At 56.5% G+C, this 13,280-nt stretch carries 19 protein-coding genes; 10 read left to right on the top strand and 9 right to left on the bottom strand.

Annotation, left to right across the window (positions count from 1 at the left end; all coding sequences use genetic code 11):
* Window positions 1–5 precede the first annotated feature (5 nt).
* Genes rutC through rutG form a run of 5 tightly spaced genes read left to right on the top strand, consistent with a single transcriptional unit; the run spans window position 6 to window position 3,646 of the window.
* Complete coding sequence (gene rutC, locus ACOKCT_RS01315) at window positions 6–392, top strand: pyrimidine utilization protein C (protein ID WP_103823659.1); 387 nt, start codon at window positions 6–8, stop codon at window positions 390–392.
* 7 nt (window positions 393–399) lie between these two features.
* Entirely contained in the window at window positions 400–1,212 is an 813-nt protein-coding gene (gene rutD, locus ACOKCT_RS01320; protein ID WP_420193077.1) for a pyrimidine utilization protein D, read from the top strand.
* Window positions 1,209–1,799 carry a malonic semialdehyde reductase gene (locus ACOKCT_RS01325; protein WP_103179020.1) on the top strand — a complete coding sequence of 197 codons (591 nt, stop codon included), beginning with the start codon at window positions 1,209–1,211 and terminating at the stop codon, window positions 1,797–1,799. The genes rutD and ACOKCT_RS01325 overlap by 4 nt, the downstream gene beginning before the upstream one ends.
* A 9-nt stretch (window positions 1,800–1,808) precedes the next feature.
* Window positions 1,809–2,300, top strand: coding sequence for an NADH-dependent FMN reductase RutF (rutF, locus tag ACOKCT_RS01330; protein ID WP_103823656.1), 492 nt, complete (start codon window positions 1,809–1,811; stop codon window positions 2,298–2,300).
* Window positions 2,301–2,320: 20 nt separating this feature from the next.
* Window positions 2,321–3,646 carry a pyrimidine utilization transport protein G gene (gene rutG, locus ACOKCT_RS01335; protein ID WP_263950997.1) on the top strand — a complete coding sequence of 442 codons (1,326 nt, stop codon included), beginning with the start codon at window positions 2,321–2,323 and terminating at the stop codon, window positions 3,644–3,646.
* Here rutG and ACOKCT_RS01340 read toward each other — a convergent pair.
* Entirely contained in the window at window positions 3,637–4,554 is a 918-nt protein-coding gene (locus ACOKCT_RS01340) for an EamA family transporter (RefSeq protein WP_180210568.1), read from the bottom strand. The two genes, rutG and ACOKCT_RS01340, sit on opposite strands and share 10 nt — an antisense overlap.
* A gap of 140 nt (window positions 4,555–4,694) precedes the next feature.
* The gene (locus ACOKCT_RS01345; RefSeq protein ID WP_032617468.1) at window positions 4,695–4,871 is read right to left on the bottom strand and encodes a general stress protein; all 177 of its coding nucleotides are present in this window, start codon (window positions 4,869–4,871) and stop codon (window positions 4,695–4,697) included.
* 394 nt (window positions 4,872–5,265) lie between these two features.
* Here ACOKCT_RS01345 and wrbA point away from each other — a divergent pair, with 394 nt between their 5' ends.
* Together wrbA and ACOKCT_RS01355 are read left to right on the top strand one after the other, a co-directional pair.
* Window positions 5,266–5,862 carry an NAD(P)H:quinone oxidoreductase gene (wrbA, locus tag ACOKCT_RS01350; RefSeq protein WP_103179016.1) on the top strand — a complete coding sequence of 199 codons (597 nt, stop codon included), beginning with the start codon at window positions 5,266–5,268 and terminating at the stop codon, window positions 5,860–5,862.
* 20 nt (window positions 5,863–5,882) lie between these two features.
* On the top strand, window positions 5,883–6,110 hold the full coding sequence (locus ACOKCT_RS01355; RefSeq protein WP_103179015.1) for a YccJ family protein: 228 nt from the start codon (window positions 5,883–5,885) through the stop codon (window positions 6,108–6,110).
* Between the two features lie 144 nt (window positions 6,111–6,254).
* On the opposite strand, the gene agp is transcribed toward ACOKCT_RS01355, so the two are convergent.
* A complete protein-coding gene (gene agp / locus ACOKCT_RS01360) occupies window positions 6,255–7,496 on the bottom strand; it encodes a bifunctional glucose-1-phosphatase/inositol phosphatase (RefSeq protein WP_420193078.1) in 1,242 nt (413 codons plus the stop codon).
* A 145-nt stretch (window positions 7,497–7,641) separates the two neighbouring features.
* Between agp and ACOKCT_RS01365 the strand changes: the two genes are divergently transcribed.
* The gene (locus tag ACOKCT_RS01365; RefSeq protein WP_103179013.1) at window positions 7,642–8,091 is read left to right on the top strand and encodes a winged helix-turn-helix transcriptional regulator; all 450 of its coding nucleotides are present in this window, start codon (window positions 7,642–7,644) and stop codon (window positions 8,089–8,091) included.
* Between the two features lie 65 nt (window positions 8,092–8,156).
* Here the strand turns inward: ACOKCT_RS01365 and ACOKCT_RS01370 are convergent, their stop codons facing one another.
* The 3 genes from ACOKCT_RS01370 to ACOKCT_RS01380 form a co-directional block, all read right to left on the bottom strand.
* A complete protein-coding gene (locus ACOKCT_RS01370) occupies window positions 8,157–8,633 on the bottom strand; it encodes a DUF1348 family protein (protein ID WP_159339165.1) in 477 nt (158 codons plus the stop codon).
* A gap of 529 nt (window positions 8,634–9,162) precedes the next feature.
* Window positions 9,163–9,729, bottom strand: coding sequence for a TetR/AcrR family transcriptional regulator (locus ACOKCT_RS01375; protein WP_103179011.1), 567 nt, complete (start codon window positions 9,727–9,729; stop codon window positions 9,163–9,165).
* Between the two features lie 56 nt (window positions 9,730–9,785).
* Entirely contained in the window at window positions 9,786–10,361 is a 576-nt protein-coding gene (locus ACOKCT_RS01380) for a CGNR zinc finger domain-containing protein (RefSeq protein ID WP_420193079.1), read from the bottom strand.
* Window positions 10,362–10,453: 92 nt separating this feature from the next.
* Between ACOKCT_RS01380 and ACOKCT_RS01385 the strand changes: the two genes are divergently transcribed.
* Entirely contained in the window at window positions 10,454–11,386 is a 933-nt protein-coding gene (locus ACOKCT_RS01385; protein ID WP_420193080.1) for an alpha/beta fold hydrolase, read from the top strand.
* 25 nt (window positions 11,387–11,411) lie between these two features.
* Window positions 11,412–11,804 carry a VOC family protein gene (locus ACOKCT_RS01390; protein ID WP_420193081.1) on the top strand — a complete coding sequence of 131 codons (393 nt, stop codon included), beginning with the start codon at window positions 11,412–11,414 and terminating at the stop codon, window positions 11,802–11,804.
* A 205-nt stretch (window positions 11,805–12,009) separates the two neighbouring features.
* Here ACOKCT_RS01390 and ACOKCT_RS01395 read toward each other — a convergent pair whose 3' ends face one another.
* The 3 genes from ACOKCT_RS01395 to ACOKCT_RS01405 are packed head-to-tail and all read right to left on the bottom strand — an operon-like array spanning window position 12,010 to window position 13,209.
* On the bottom strand, window positions 12,010–12,516 hold the full coding sequence (locus tag ACOKCT_RS01395; RefSeq protein WP_420193082.1) for a DUF4865 family protein: 507 nt from the start codon (window positions 12,514–12,516) through the stop codon (window positions 12,010–12,012).
* A complete protein-coding gene (locus ACOKCT_RS01400; protein ID WP_156654250.1) occupies window positions 12,513–12,902 on the bottom strand; it encodes a tautomerase family protein in 390 nt (129 codons plus the stop codon). The genes ACOKCT_RS01395 and ACOKCT_RS01400 overlap by 4 nt, the downstream gene beginning before the upstream one ends.
* Window positions 12,903–12,906: 4 nt before the next feature.
* Window positions 12,907–13,209 carry a carboxymuconolactone decarboxylase family protein gene (locus tag ACOKCT_RS01405; RefSeq protein ID WP_103179005.1) on the bottom strand — a complete coding sequence of 101 codons (303 nt, stop codon included), beginning with the start codon at window positions 13,207–13,209 and terminating at the stop codon, window positions 12,907–12,909.
* Between the last annotated feature and the right edge of the window lie 71 nt (window positions 13,210–13,280).

The raw sequence follows: 13,280 nt of genomic DNA on the forward strand, positions 1-13,280 counted from the left end.
ACGTTATGCCGAAATCTGTGATTATCCCCCAGGGGACCAGCACGCCGATTGCCCCCTTCGTCCCCGGCACCCTGGCGGACGGGGTGGTTTACGTCTCGGGCACCCTGCCGTTCGACGCGGATAACAACGTGGTGTTTCCCGATGACCCAAAGGCGCAAACCCGCCACGTGCTGCAGACCATCCAGCGCGTTATCGAAACGGCAGGCGGGACGATGGCGGATGTGACCTTCAACAGCATCTTTATTACCGACTGGAAAAACTACGCCGCGATTAACGAGATCTACGCTGAATTTTTCCCCGGCGATAAACCGGCGCGCTTCTGCATTCAGTGCGGGCTGGTGAAACCCGAGGCGCTGGTGGAGATCGCCACTATCGCCCACATTGGCCGGTGAGGTTGCCATGAATCTTTCCATTTCACCGCCGCCCTTTGCGGACGCGCCGGTTGTGGTGCTGATCGCCGGACTGGGGGGCAGCGGCAGCTACTGGCTGCCCCAGCTCGCCGACCTTGAGCAAGGGTATCAGGTGGTCTGCTACGACCAGCGCGGCACCGGCAATAACCCCGGCGAGCTGCCGGAAGATTACACCCTGGCAGCGATGGCCGACGAGCTGTGGCAGGCGCTCTCTCTCGCAGGGATCGCGCGGTTCAGCGTGGTGGGCCATGCCCTGGGGGCGCTAATCGGCCTGCAGCTGGCAGTGGATCACCCGGAGGCGATCGGTGCCCTGATATGCGTTAACGGCTGGCTGACGCTGAATCCGCATACCCGCCGCTGCTTCCAGATCCGCGAGCGGCTGCTGCATGCCGGAGGGGCGCAGGCGTGGGTGGAAGCCCAGCCGCTCTTTCTCTATCCCGCCGACTGGATGGCGGCCCGCCAGCCGCGCATGGAGGCCGAAGAGGCGCTGGCCCTGGCCCACTTCCAGGGCAAAAGCACCCTGCTGCGCAGGCTCAATGCCCTGAAGCGGGCCGATTTCAGCCGCCAGACGGCGCGCATTCACTGCCCGGTGCAGATACTTTGCGCCGCCGACGATCTGCTGGTGCCCTCGGTCTGTTCGGCAGAGCTGCATGCCGCCCTGCCCGGCAGCCTGCTTACCGTGATGCCCCGGGGCGGGCACGCCTGCAACGTGACCGAGCCGGAGGCGTTTAACGCCCTGCTGCAAAACGGGCTCGCCAGCCTGCTGCACCGCCACGAACGTTTACTGAAGGAGTTGTCATGAGTGAAGCCATCACCCCGACGGCGCAGCATGCGCTGTTTACCGAGGCGCGGACCCATAACGGCTGGCTGGATCGTCCGGTCAGCGACGAGACGCTGCGCGAAATCTATGACCTGATGAAATGGGGGCCCACCTCCGCCAACTGCTCTCCGGCGCGGATGGTGTTTATCCGCACCCCGGAAGGCAAAGAGAAGCTGCGCCCGGCCCTCTCCAGCGGCAACCTGCAAAAGACCCTCACCGCCCCGGTGACGGTTATCGTTGCCTGGGACAGCCAGTTTTACGAGCGACTGCCGGAGCTGTTCCCCCACGGCGATGCCCGGAGCTGGTTTACCGCCAGCCCGCAGCTCGCCGAGGAGACCGCCTTTCGCAACAGCACGATGCAGGCGGCCTATCTGATTGTCGCCTGTCGGGCGCTGGGGCTGGACACCGGGCCGATGTCCGGCTTTGACCGCGAAAAGGTGGATGCGGCCTTCTTCACCGGCAGCAACCTGAAAAGCAATCTGCTGATCAACATTGGCTACGGCGATACCCGCAAACTCTACGGACGACTGCCCCGCCTGAGTTTTGAAGACGCCTGCGGGCTGGCATAAGGAGCCACCATGAATATCGATAAACAAACGTTTCGTGATGCCATGGCCTGTCTGGGCGCGGCGGTCAATATCATCACCACCGACGGCCCGGCCGGACAGGCGGGCTTTACCGCCAGCGCGGTGTGCAGCGTGACCGACTCGCCGCCAACGCTGCTGGTGTGCCTGAATCGTAGCGCCTCGGTGTGGCCGGTGTTTAACGACAACCGCACCCTGTGCGTCAACACCCTGAGCGCCGGGCAGGAGTCCCTCTCGAATCTGTTTGGCGGCAAAACCCCGATGGCCGACCGCTTTGCCGCAGCAGGCTGGCAGACGGGTGCCACCGGCTGTCCACGTCTCGACGAGGCGCTGGCCTCGTTCGACTGCCGCATTAGCCAGGTGGTGAGCGTCGGCACCCACGACATTCTGTTTTGCGAGATCGTTGCAATAACCCGCCACCCGGTGCCCCAGGGCCTGGTGTGGTTTGACCGCGGCTACCACGCGCTGATGCGACCCGCCTGTTAATCCTCCTTAAGGAGCAGCTGATGGCACTATTCGGTTTTCCTCACTGGCAGTTGAAATCGACCTCCTCTGATAGCGGCGTGGTCGCGCCGGATGAACGTCTCCCGCTGGCGCAAACCGCGGTGATGGGGGTGCAGCATGCGGTGGCGATGTTTGGCGCCACGGTGCTGATGCCCATTCTGATGGGGCTGGATCCTAACCTGTCGATTCTGATGTCGGGCATTGGCACCCTGCTCTTCTTTTTCATCACCGGCGGACGGGTGCCGAGCTATCTCGGCTCCAGCGCCGCCTTTGTCGGGGTGGTGATTGCCGCCACCGGCTTTTCCGGCCAGGGGGTAAACCCTCAGCTGAGCGTGGCGCTGGGCGGGATCATCGCCTGCGGGGCACTCTACACCGCGGTGGGTCTGGTGGTGATGAAGCTGGGCACCCGCTGGATCGAACGGCTGATGCCACCGGTGGTCACCGGAGCAGTGGTGATGGCGATTGGCCTCAACCTGGCACCCATCGCCGTCAAAGGGGTTTCCGGCTCCGCCTTTGACAGCTGGATGGCGGTAATGACGGTGCTCTGCATCGGCCTGGTGGCGGTATTTACCCGGGGGATGATCCAGCGGCTGCTGATCCTGGTGGGACTGATCTTCGCCTGCCTGCTCTACGCCCTGCTGACCAGCGTGTTTGGGCTTGGCAAGCCGGTGGATTTTACCCAGGTCGCCCAGGCGACGTGGTTTGGTCTTCCGCAGCTCACCTCGCCCACCTTTGACGGCCAGGCGATAATGCTGATCGCCCCGGTGGCGGTGATCCTGGTGGCGGAAAACCTCGGCCATTTGAAAGCGGTGGCCGGCATGACCGGACGCAATATGGACCCCTATATGGGGAGGGCATTTGTGGGAGACGGGCTGGCGACCATGCTGTCAGGTTCGGTGGGCGGCAGCGGCGTGACCACCTATGCCGAGAACATCGGCGTGATGGCGGTCACCAAGGTCTACTCAACGCTGGTGTTCGTGGCGGCAGCGGTGATTGCCGTGCTGCTCGGCTTTTCACCTAAATTCGGTGCCTTAATCCACACCATCCCGGGGCCGGTGATTGGCGGTGCGTCGATTGTGGTGTTTGGCCTGATTGCGGTGGCCGGGGCGCGGATCTGGGTGCAGAACCATGTTGATCTCAGCCAGAATGGCAACCTGATTATGGTCGCCGTAACGCTGGTGCTGGGCGCAGGGGATTTTGCCCTTTCGCTCGGCGGCTTCACCCTGGGCGGGATCGGCACGGCCACCTTTGGCGCGATTGCCCTTAACGCCCTGCTCAGCCGCCGGATGGCGGGGGTGACGCAGGGCACAGTGGCGACTCAGGACTGATCCAGCGTGGCGCTGTCGTCCGGCAGCGCCTTCTTTTTTCTTTTCAGCTTCAGCTCACTCACCAGCACGCCCGCGATGATAAAGGCGCCCCCCAGCAGGGCGAGCAGCGGCAGGCGCTCCCCGGCCAGACGGCCAAAGATCCCCGCCCACACCGGCTCCCCGGTATATATTACCGTCGCCCGGGTGGGCGAGACGCTGCGCTGGGCCCAGTTCATGGTTACCTGAATAATGGCGCTGAAAATCCCCAGCCCAAGGGCCACCATCCACAGCCCTGCCGACATCGGCGGAACCGACTCCCCGGCCGGGAGCATGGTCAGAAACGCCACCAGCGAGGCGGTCGCCAGCTGCACGACGGTGACGCGCTTGACGTCCACCTTTCCGGCCCAGGCGCTGATGAGGATGATCTCGGCGGCAATCGCCACCGCGCCCACCAGGGTGATCATCTCTCCAGGCCCGAGCGCCAGCAGGTTATCTTCCGGCCCTGCCAGCAGGATCAGCCCGATAAAAGCCAGCACTATGCCGATGCAGGACATCATTCCCGGCATGCGGCGCAGGCAGAGCCACTGCAACAGCGGCACCAGCGGGACATACATGGCGGTAATAAACGCCGATTTACTGCTGGGAATAGTTTGTAATCCCCAGGTTTGCAGGCTGTAGCCCATCGCGATCGCCACCCCGATCGCCAGCCCCGCTTTCAGTTCGGTCAGGGTCAGGCCGCGCAGGGTTTTGAGCGAAATGAGTGCCACCGCCAACGCAGCCGTGGCAAAACGCAGGCCGACAAAGAAGAAAGGGCCGCTCTGCGTGACGGCGTACTGTACGGCAAGAAAGGTCCCACCCCAGAACATGGTGATAAGGATCAGGATCGCTTCCTGCGGTTTGATCGAAAAGGCATAACGGGAGAGAGACATGGGGCACCAGCACAAAAAGTGAATCCGCTAGTGTGAAAGGAATTTGATAACACTTCAATAACAGGCATAAAAAAACCGCCGGGGATCCCGGCGGCGGGGGTGCCACAGGTCAAAAGACCCCTACTTCAGACGGCTGCAACTTAACTGCTCTTGTTGCCGCCATGGCTATTTTTGCCCCCTTTTTTGCCAGCTTCGGATGCGCGCTGAGGGTCATTTTTGAAATTACCCCCGCTCTGCTGGCCACCTTTACGTCCTGCTTCTGATGCTCTTTCACGGTCTTCTGCAAAATTACCTGACCCACCACGATGGTTTGCCATGTCGGACCTCCAGAGTTAAAAACATAAGATTTAATTCTGTATTCAGCGAAAGCGAATTCTTCCACCTGACGACGCTAAAAAAGAGTCTTTAACTGCGCCGCGTGAACTTAAGCTTAGTGGAGCAGGCGCATTCAGCCAGCGAATCGTAATATCCTGCAATACGATATCAGCCTTTTGTATGAAGCCTGCCGAAAAGAAACCATAAGCCTTTCTTATCATTCCGAAAATTTGCTCTGCTGAAAATGTTTCATTTTGCTACGAAGAAAGCCCGCCATCCTTTGTTGTTTAAAATCAAATAAATGGTGTCCAGATTTGCAGTCTCGCTGTCACGTCATATCTTTAAATAACGGCAGCATGCCGCTGACCGAAAAAATCATGCGAGGAGTGAAGCGAAATGACGAAAATTCTGGTGCTCTACTATTCCATGTACGGACACATCGAAACCATGGCTCATGCAGTTGCGGAAGGCGCCAGGAAAATCGAGGGGGTTGAGGTGGTGATCAAACGCGTACCGGAAACCATGCAGGCAGAAGCTTTTGCCAAAGCGGGCGGTAAAGCGCAGGAGGCGCCGGTAGCTTCGCCGCAGGAGCTGGGCGATTACGATGCAATCATCTTTGGTACCCCGACGCGCTTCGGCAATATGGCCGGCCAGATGCGTACCTTCCTCGACCAGACCGGGGGACTGTGGGCCAAAAATGCGTTACTCGGCAAAGTCGCCAGCGTGTTCAGCTCCACCGGCACCGGTGGCGGACAAGAGCAGACCATCACCTCAACCTGGACCACCCTTGCGCACCATGGGATGGTGATTGTGCCCATCGGCTACGGCACCCCGGAACTGTTTGATCTTTCCCAGCTCCGTGGCGGTACGCCCTATGGCGCAACAACGATTGCCGGGGGCGACGGTTCACGTCAGCCTTCGGAAGCAGAACTGAACATTGCCCGCTATCAGGGTGAATATGTCGCCGGCCTGGCTGCTAAACTGAAAGGTTAACTCTCAACAGGAGGATTACTATGCCAACTCAAGAAGCTAAAGCACATCGCGTCGGGGAATTTGCGCGTTTACGTAATACGTCACCGGAGATCGCTGAGGCGATTTTTGAAGTCGCAAAATATGACGAAAAACTGGCAGAGAAAATCTGGGAAGAAGGTAATGATGAAGTTCTGATGTTAGCCTTCCAAAAAACCGACAAAGACTCGCTGTTCTGGGGCGAGCAGACCATTGAGCGTAAAAACGTCTGATAATCGTGCGGACAAAAAACGCCTGATGGCGCTACGCTTATCAGGCCTACAAGATTCGGAACCAGAGTTGGATTTTGTAGGTCGGGTAAGCGAAGCGCCACCCGACATTTCAGCCCCTCTCCCCTTCAGGGGGAGGGGCTGAACTTACTGCGCCGCGGTATTCAATACCTTATTAAAGCTCTCCACCGGGCAGAATCCATTCGCATCCACCGGACAGCCGTTCAGCTCCAGGGTAACGCGCTGGGCTGGGGCTTCTAACGTCAGCACCTGGGCATTACGCAGCTGCTCGGTACTCTGATAGACATACTCAATTTTCATCAGATCGCGATTGCCGGTTTTGTCGTGCCAGCGCTGGAAGACGATCTTGCCGCCAATGGGTGTGCGCTCATACTGGCCGTGCAGCTGATAGGGTTTAAAATCCAGCGCCTTCAGCAGGGAGGCAATGTTAGAGTCATGCCCCACCAGCACGGTGATTTTCGGCGCTTTCGTCCGGTCGGTGACCAGCGCGTTATCGATGTATTTCACCAGCGGTTTCGCCACGTTACGCGCCACCTCTGCCGAGGTAAAAAGCGAATCCTGATAGCCATTTTTTAGCTGAGAGAGCACCCGCCACTGCTGGTCGGTTTTGATCTCGCCCCACGCCACCTGATCCAGCGGGAAGCCTTCGTAATACTGCAACGTGAAGGCGTCAACCAGCGAGTTACCCACCTTGAGCGGACCGGATACCCCAGGCTCTTTCTGGTACTCGGCGCTGTAGGTGTCTTTCGCGTCCGTCAGGGAGCAGACCTGTTTCTCTTTGCAGGACGGAGACTGTTTGAAGTCGGTCATCTGCTCCAGCAGTTTGTAGCTCTCGTCAAGCTGCATCCCCTGACGTTCTTTGTTCATCGCCTGTAGCGCTTTTTCGCGGAATTCCGGGGAGTTGTCGGTGATCACCGGATTAAAGGTCGGGTCCATGGTGCCCATCTTTTCCTGATGGTGCACCGGCACATCGCACCCCGGGAACGCGCCGGTAATGAAGAACTGCGCGGTCGCCACCGTGCGTTGCAGACTGTTGGCATAGGCATAGACGCTGTTCGCTGCCGGACACTCCCCGGCGGTCACCAGCCCCTGCTCTGCCAGCCATTCACGCATGTAGTGCCCCATGTAGACTTCCAGCACCCCACCTTTGGTGGTGAGCTGCCCGCCAGGCACATCCCACTCTGGCCATTTTTCCGGGGTCGACTGTTCCAGCACGCTGCCGTTATTGGCCAGCGGCGCACGCAGGTTATGACGGCTCATGATTAGAACCTGTTCCAGCTGATACCCTTCCGGCGCGGTTTGCGCCTGAACGCCGCCAGAGAGCCCGATGGTGCCCGCCACGGCGACAGCGATTAGTGCTTTTCTCATCCCTAATTCCTCACCTGTTTATTGTCGTTAACAGTGTGACAGATCTGTGACGAATTACCTGGAGCCTGCCCGCAAAGTGACAGCTTGCTTTGTGCGCCGGGGTAATTGGTTTTATAATTAAACTTACCGCTGATAAGGAGAGACCGTGAAACGTACCCGCCTCGAAGAGAGCCCCTGCCCTGTCGCCCGCTCGCTGGATATTATCGGCGACTGGTGGTCCCTGCTGATTGTGCGTGATGCCCTGAGCGGCATAACGCGTTTTGGTGAGTTTCAGAAAAGCCTCGGCATCGCCAAAAACATGCTGGCGACCCGACTAAAGCTACTGGTGGACGAAGGCATACTGACGCTGCAACCCGCCTCCGACGGCAGCGCCTGGCAGGAGTATGTGCTGACCGCAAAAGGCCGCGAGCTGCAAACCGTGCTGCTGGCGCTCTCCCAGTGGGGAAATGAACACCTGTTTGCCGAGGGGGATACCGGTACGGTGCTGGTGGACGCGCGGGATCGCCAGCCGCTACGCAAGCTCACGATGGTGGCGAGCGATGGGCGGGAGCTGGAGCCAGGTGAGGTGGTGGCGAAGTATCCGCAGACGAAATAACGTGAGAGAAACAACACAAATGCCCGACAGGAGAGTCGCCGGGCATTGCGGAATCAATCGGGACGTTAAAGACCCAGTTCCGATAACCCCGGATGATCGTCAGGACGACGCCCCAGCGGCCAGTGGAATTTACGTTCGCTTTCCTTGATAGGCATATCGTTGATACAGGCGAAACGGCGCTGCATCAGGCCATCTTCGCCAAATTCCCAGTTCTCATTTCCATAAGAGCGGAACCAGTTACCGGAATCATCGCGCCATTCATAAGCGTAACGGACGGCAATGCGGTTGCCGCCAAATGCCCATAATTCTTTAATCAGGCGATACTCAAGTTCTTTTTTCCATTTGCGCTCAAGGAAGCCTTTGGCTTCTTCGCGATTATTCGCAAATTCTGCGCGATTACGCCATTTGGTATCCAGAGAATAGGCCAGCGCGACTTTTTCAGCGTCGCGGCTATTCCAGCCATCTTCAGCAAGCCTGACTTTTTCAATTGCTGATTCAAGCGTAAACGGAGGCAGTGGCGAACGAATTTGTGCATCAGACATGGTTAAGACTCCTGTAAATTGGCAGAGAGGGTTAAAACGCCTTTTCGATATAGACATATAGACTAATTCCCCTGTTATTTAACGTCCTTTTCATTCATAGCGGTTTTGCAATATGCAGTCGCGCCAACATCCATTTACCAGAGGGTTCTTGTTGTCCATGCATTCATGGTAGAACGATCGTTCTACCTCGTCAAGCGCGAGTCTGTAAAATGATTAAAAAAATAAAAAATGTCATTATCGATATAATTATTTTACCGTCCCCTTACAAGCAAGCCGACAAAATACTTTTATATACAATAGGATATGATTATAGCATCTTAATTTTATGGCCTTTGAGGTACGAAAATCGCACCCGGTCAGAATAGAAAAAAGGCGGCAGGGAATAGCGTCGGGAATTAATATCCGACAAGGGAGGAGATATTTTATGAAATTTTATATCCTGTTCATAAAAACAGAATATAAGTGTGAAAGGTATGAGGATGAATTATTTCTGTTTCAGTATCTGTTTCCCTGTGAGTTCAGGTCTCTTTTACGAGACCTGTTTCAGTAACAATTGAGCAATATCTTTTGCATCATCGGCGGCGCTGTATTCGCCCATGACGCGTGATACGGTTATAGCGCCTTCAATCAATAACAGCAATTGCCTTGCCAGGGCTGAAGCGTGCTCAATATTCAGTTGCCCGGTTAGCTCAAGAGCGTAATCCAGTATTTTCTGTTTATGCAGCCTGGCAATCTGCCGGATGGGATCGGCACTGTCCCCCACTTCCCCGGCGGTATTGATGAATGCACACCCGCGATATCCTTCCGACTCAAACCAGCCTTTAAGCACGGTGAACATATTCAGGATACGTTCCTGCGGCGTGTCCCCTTTGTCGCACTCGCTCCTGAACCACTCCATCCAGCGGACATCCCGCGCGTTCAGCGCGGCAGCCGCCACTTCGTCTTTGTTCGCGAAATAGCGATAGATGCTTTTCCGGGCCACACCTGAGGTCTTCACCAGAAGGTCCATACCGGTGGCATGGATGCCGTTCTGGTAAATGAGTTCTTCAGCGGACGCGAGGATTTTTTCTCGTGTGTCAGTCGTATTTTTGTTCATAGAGTAATGGTAGAACGATCGTTCTCCTCAGTCAATTCTCTTTTCGTCCAGAATCGCTACGAATTTTTCCTGTTCCGGAATGCCGCTACCTTCATGCGATTGCCGCACGTCGCCATACTGCACCAGCGGCGGCGATGGGATTTACTCAAATCATGAAACAGCAAAATACAGTTATGCGCTTCACATTGCCGCACGTATTCAAACTTATCGTCAGCGATGAGTTTCACCAACGCATCCGCAACAGGCCAGAGCAGGCCTGCGGGGCTGAGCACCTCCGGCCGAACAGTAATCCGGTATCGCTGCGTCTCTTTGTCCCACTGCAGAGTCGTCTCAGGACGCCCCGCCTGGAGTACGTGGTTAATCACCGTCAGGTCAGCCGCAACGGACTTCATCGCGGCATGCACGACTGCCCTGGCGGCATCGCGCAGCTGCTGGGCTTCCGCCACGAGCCCATCAGGTGCCTTAGTACCTTTCGGCACAAGCCCCGCTATCACCAGCCAGTCGATGACGCGGGTATCGTCTTCAAAACAGTCGTGCCGTTCATCCCCTGTCCCGTATTCACTGTTAATAAAATCCAGCGCAAGGTTGTCAGCCAGGAAGAGGGGCTGAGAAGAAGGTGGTTTAAATTCCATACCGCTCCGTAACTCATAAAATCATTTTGACAGGTTACCAAATTTACATGTAACCTTCAAATAACCACTTTAAAGGTTACATGAGGCTTATCATGATCTCTTCCACTACGGATTTATCTGCTCCCGCTACGCCGGTGCATTACCGCTATAAACAGGCAGGTGATGTTAACGTTTTCTACCGTGAGGCCGGCGATCCGGCATCGCCTGTATTGTTGTTACTTCACGGCTTCGCAGGCTCATCATTTATGTTTCGGGATCTTTTTGCCCAGCTGGCGGATCGTTATCACTTAATCGCGCCAGATTTGCCGGCCTTCGGTTTTACCGAGGCGCCAGCGCGCGGTGAATACGCTTATACCTTTGACCAGCTCGCGGAAACCATTGACCGGTTTACCGAAGCACTTAATCTCAACCGCTATGCGCTGATGGTTCATGACTACGGTGCCCCTGTCGGATGGCGGCTGGCATTAGCCCATCCGGAGCGTGTGACAGCGCTTATTTCCCAGAATGGCAATGCCTACGAAGAGGGCCTGGGCGAGGCCTGGGAACCCATTCAGAGATACTGGCGCGAGCCCACGCCTGAAAACCGGCATGCGCTGCGTGAGTTTCCGACCCCGGCTTCAATCAAATGGCAATATCTGGAAGGTGTTGCCGATCAAAGCCAGGTTTCACCCGATGGCTATTCCCTTGAAGGAATGCAGGTATTACGGCCTGGTAATGCCGAGATTCAGCTTGACCTGTTACTGGATTACGCCTCAAACGTGAAGATGTATCCTCTGTTTCAGCACTATTTTCGTCAGCATCAGCCCCCGTTATTGGCCGTGTGGGGTAAACACGATCCCTTTTTCATGGCGGCGGGCGCTGAAGCCTGGAAACGCGATCTGCCAGACGCGGAAATCCGCTTCTACGACACGGGCCACTTTGCCCTTGAAACGCACGCCAGAGAGATAGGGTCTGATATTCGGGTCTTCCTTGACCGCCACATCCGCCAGACCTCTTCACCGATGGGTGATGTAAGCGTTGGCTAAAACACTTTCTCTGAAGAACACAACGATGGCTGTTACTGCTGGTGTGCAACATATCGGCTTAGCCGTATCTAAGCTTGAAGAAAGCGCTGCGTTTTTTACCAATATATTGGGCTGGGAGGAAGTGAAACGACGTGAAGATTATCCCGCTATCTTCGTAAGAGATGATGCGCTGACCATCATGCTATGGAAAACACAAACCGATGAGCCCATTACATTTAATCGTAAAACCAATGTCGGACTTCATCACTTAGCTTTACGGGTCGAAAATAAAGTGGATCTGTTCAGGCTTGTTGACCTGTTAAAGGCGAATCAGATTGAAATCGAATTTGAACCCACTTTAATCCGGGAGGGGCCATCAATGCATATGATGTGTTACGAACCGAGCGGCATCAGAATCGAATTCTATTATCCTGGATAGATGGGCATTGTTTGAATGCTTTTGAGGCCGCTCCATCCTGGGCAAATCCCATATGTAACCGGCATTTTGCCCTTCCAGCGTCCAGCGCCTTAGCATCTATTCTTTTATGTCCATCCGAAATAGCGAGCCTTGAAAGGAAAAAAACAGGTGCCCGGTTCGCCGGACACCTTGTATCAAGAGTTAAGCCTGATCAACGGTGGGGAACTTAACGTATGTCCTCACTCGCCACATACGCAACCCGGTAATTCTCCCTCCCCTCCTGCGGCGTCTCGCCAAAATTTACCTGCAACAGTTGCCAGCGGCTGACATCCCACCCGCAAAGCGGGGCATGCAGTTGCAGTGCCGACAGGTCGCTGTGCACGGGGATCGTCTCGCGGGCAATCGATAGCCAGGCGGCACTTTTCACCTCTGCCACAGCCGGCAGGCGCAGCGCCAGCCAGGTGTCGATCTGCGGCCAGCCAAAATCCTCCGTCAACCTGCGAAAACCGGGGCTCTGTAAAAACTGCGTCATCCCGGCGGCACTCTCCCAGACGTAGAGCGGCGCATAGCGGTTTTCCACGCTAAAAGCGGCATCGCGTCTGGCAACAAGGAATGCCTTAAACAGCAGGCCGGGAAAGCCGTTCAGCTCCGCGCCATGCTCCGCAATACGCCGTTCAATAATGGTCATATCGTAGTCGGCTGGCAGCGTGAAGCGATATTGCATAACGATCATAACCCCTCCTCAGACAGCATCCTTCCCCGACTAAAGCTCCACTCTTCGGCGGTATTGAACTGGATCATCACCATGACGTCATCCGGGTGAATAGCCAGCGTCCTGTGCAGCTCTTCACACAGCCTGCGGCAGAGATTTTGCTTTTGCGCAGCGGTGCGGGGCTTGCCCGCCAGAATGTGAAACTGAATAAATTTGTCGCTGCGCCCGCCGCTTTTATAGTGGCGATCGAACAGGTGCCGCGTGGCCGGGATCTCCTCAAAAATCTGGAAGCGGTCCCCCGGCGGAACCGCGAATTCTGCCTCCAGGCTCTGCTGGAGGAGGTCGGAGATCTGCGCTATCTGCGCGTCGCTGTACCCCGGCCGCAGGGAGACACGTGTAAAGGGCATCGGGTTACTCCTCTTCCAGGCAGCCGAGGGCGGAGACCGCCGCAGGCCAGCCGGCGTAGAACGCCAGGTGGGTGAACACTTCGGTAATTTCCTCCCGGGTCAGGCCGTTTTGCTGGGCAAAGTCGATATGCCAGGGCAGTTGCTGTACACGCCCCAGCGCCGTCAGCGCGCCCAGGGTGATGAGGCTGCGATCCCGCGGGGAGAGCGCGTCGCGTTTCCAGATGTCATTGAACAGCACCTCCTTGCTCAGCTCGGCCAGTTTCGGCGCGACGCGGCTCAGGGTTTCAGAAGTAAGGGATGTGGCCATGATGTTCTCTCCGCATTGACAGTAAGGCGATTCTGGCCCCATAGTTTCATCCTGAAAATCAAATTATATTT

It is taken from the genome of Leclercia sp. M-A074-M (assembly GCF_965195605.1).
In the GTDB taxonomy this organism is placed as follows: Bacteria; Pseudomonadota; Gammaproteobacteria; order Enterobacterales; family Enterobacteriaceae; genus Enterobacter.

What these genes read in the sequence shown, in the direction of transcription:
- rutC (WP_103823659.1), top strand. Translation starts at nt 6, where the DNA reads ATGCCGAAATCTGTGATTATCCCCCAGGGGACCAGCACGCCGATTGCC.
- rutD (WP_420193077.1), top strand. Translation starts at nt 400, where the DNA reads ATGAATCTTTCCATTTCACCGCCGCCCTTTGCGGACGCGCCGGTTGTG.
- ACOKCT_RS01325 (WP_103179020.1), top strand. Translation starts at nt 1,209, where the DNA reads ATGAGTGAAGCCATCACCCCGACGGCGCAGCATGCGCTGTTTACCGAG.
- rutF (WP_103823656.1), top strand. Translation starts at nt 1,809, where the DNA reads ATGAATATCGATAAACAAACGTTTCGTGATGCCATGGCCTGTCTGGGC.
- rutG (WP_263950997.1), top strand. Translation starts at nt 2,321, where the DNA reads ATGGCACTATTCGGTTTTCCTCACTGGCAGTTGAAATCGACCTCCTCT.
- ACOKCT_RS01340 (WP_180210568.1), bottom strand. Translation starts at nt 4,554, where the DNA reads ATGTCTCTCTCCCGTTATGCCTTTTCGATCAAACCGCAGGAAGCGATC.
- ACOKCT_RS01345 (WP_032617468.1), bottom strand. Translation starts at nt 4,871, where the DNA reads ATGGCAAACCATCGTGGTGGGTCAGGTAATTTTGCAGAAGACCGTGAA.
- wrbA (WP_103179016.1), top strand. Translation starts at nt 5,266, where the DNA reads ATGACGAAAATTCTGGTGCTCTACTATTCCATGTACGGACACATCGAA.
- ACOKCT_RS01355 (WP_103179015.1), top strand. Translation starts at nt 5,883, where the DNA reads ATGCCAACTCAAGAAGCTAAAGCACATCGCGTCGGGGAATTTGCGCGT.
- agp (WP_420193078.1), bottom strand. Translation starts at nt 7,496, where the DNA reads ATGAGAAAAGCACTAATCGCTGTCGCCGTGGCGGGCACCATCGGGCTC.
- ACOKCT_RS01370 (WP_159339165.1), bottom strand. Translation starts at nt 8,633, where the DNA reads ATGTCTGATGCACAAATTCGTTCGCCACTGCCTCCGTTTACGCTTGAA.
- ACOKCT_RS01375 (WP_103179011.1), bottom strand. Translation starts at nt 9,729, where the DNA reads ATGAACAAAAATACGACTGACACACGAGAAAAAATCCTCGCGTCCGCT.
- ACOKCT_RS01380 (WP_420193079.1), bottom strand. Translation starts at nt 10,361, where the DNA reads ATGGAATTTAAACCACCTTCTTCTCAGCCCCTCTTCCTGGCTGACAAC.
- ACOKCT_RS01385 (WP_420193080.1), top strand. Translation starts at nt 10,454, where the DNA reads ATGATCTCTTCCACTACGGATTTATCTGCTCCCGCTACGCCGGTGCAT.
- ACOKCT_RS01390 (WP_420193081.1), top strand. Translation starts at nt 11,412, where the DNA reads ATGGCTGTTACTGCTGGTGTGCAACATATCGGCTTAGCCGTATCTAAG.
- ACOKCT_RS01395 (WP_420193082.1), bottom strand. Translation starts at nt 12,516, where the DNA reads ATGATCGTTATGCAATATCGCTTCACGCTGCCAGCCGACTACGATATG.
- ACOKCT_RS01400 (WP_156654250.1), bottom strand. Translation starts at nt 12,902, where the DNA reads ATGCCCTTTACACGTGTCTCCCTGCGGCCGGGGTACAGCGACGCGCAG.
- ACOKCT_RS01405 (WP_103179005.1), bottom strand. Translation starts at nt 13,209, where the DNA reads ATGGCCACATCCCTTACTTCTGAAACCCTGAGCCGCGTCGCGCCGAAA.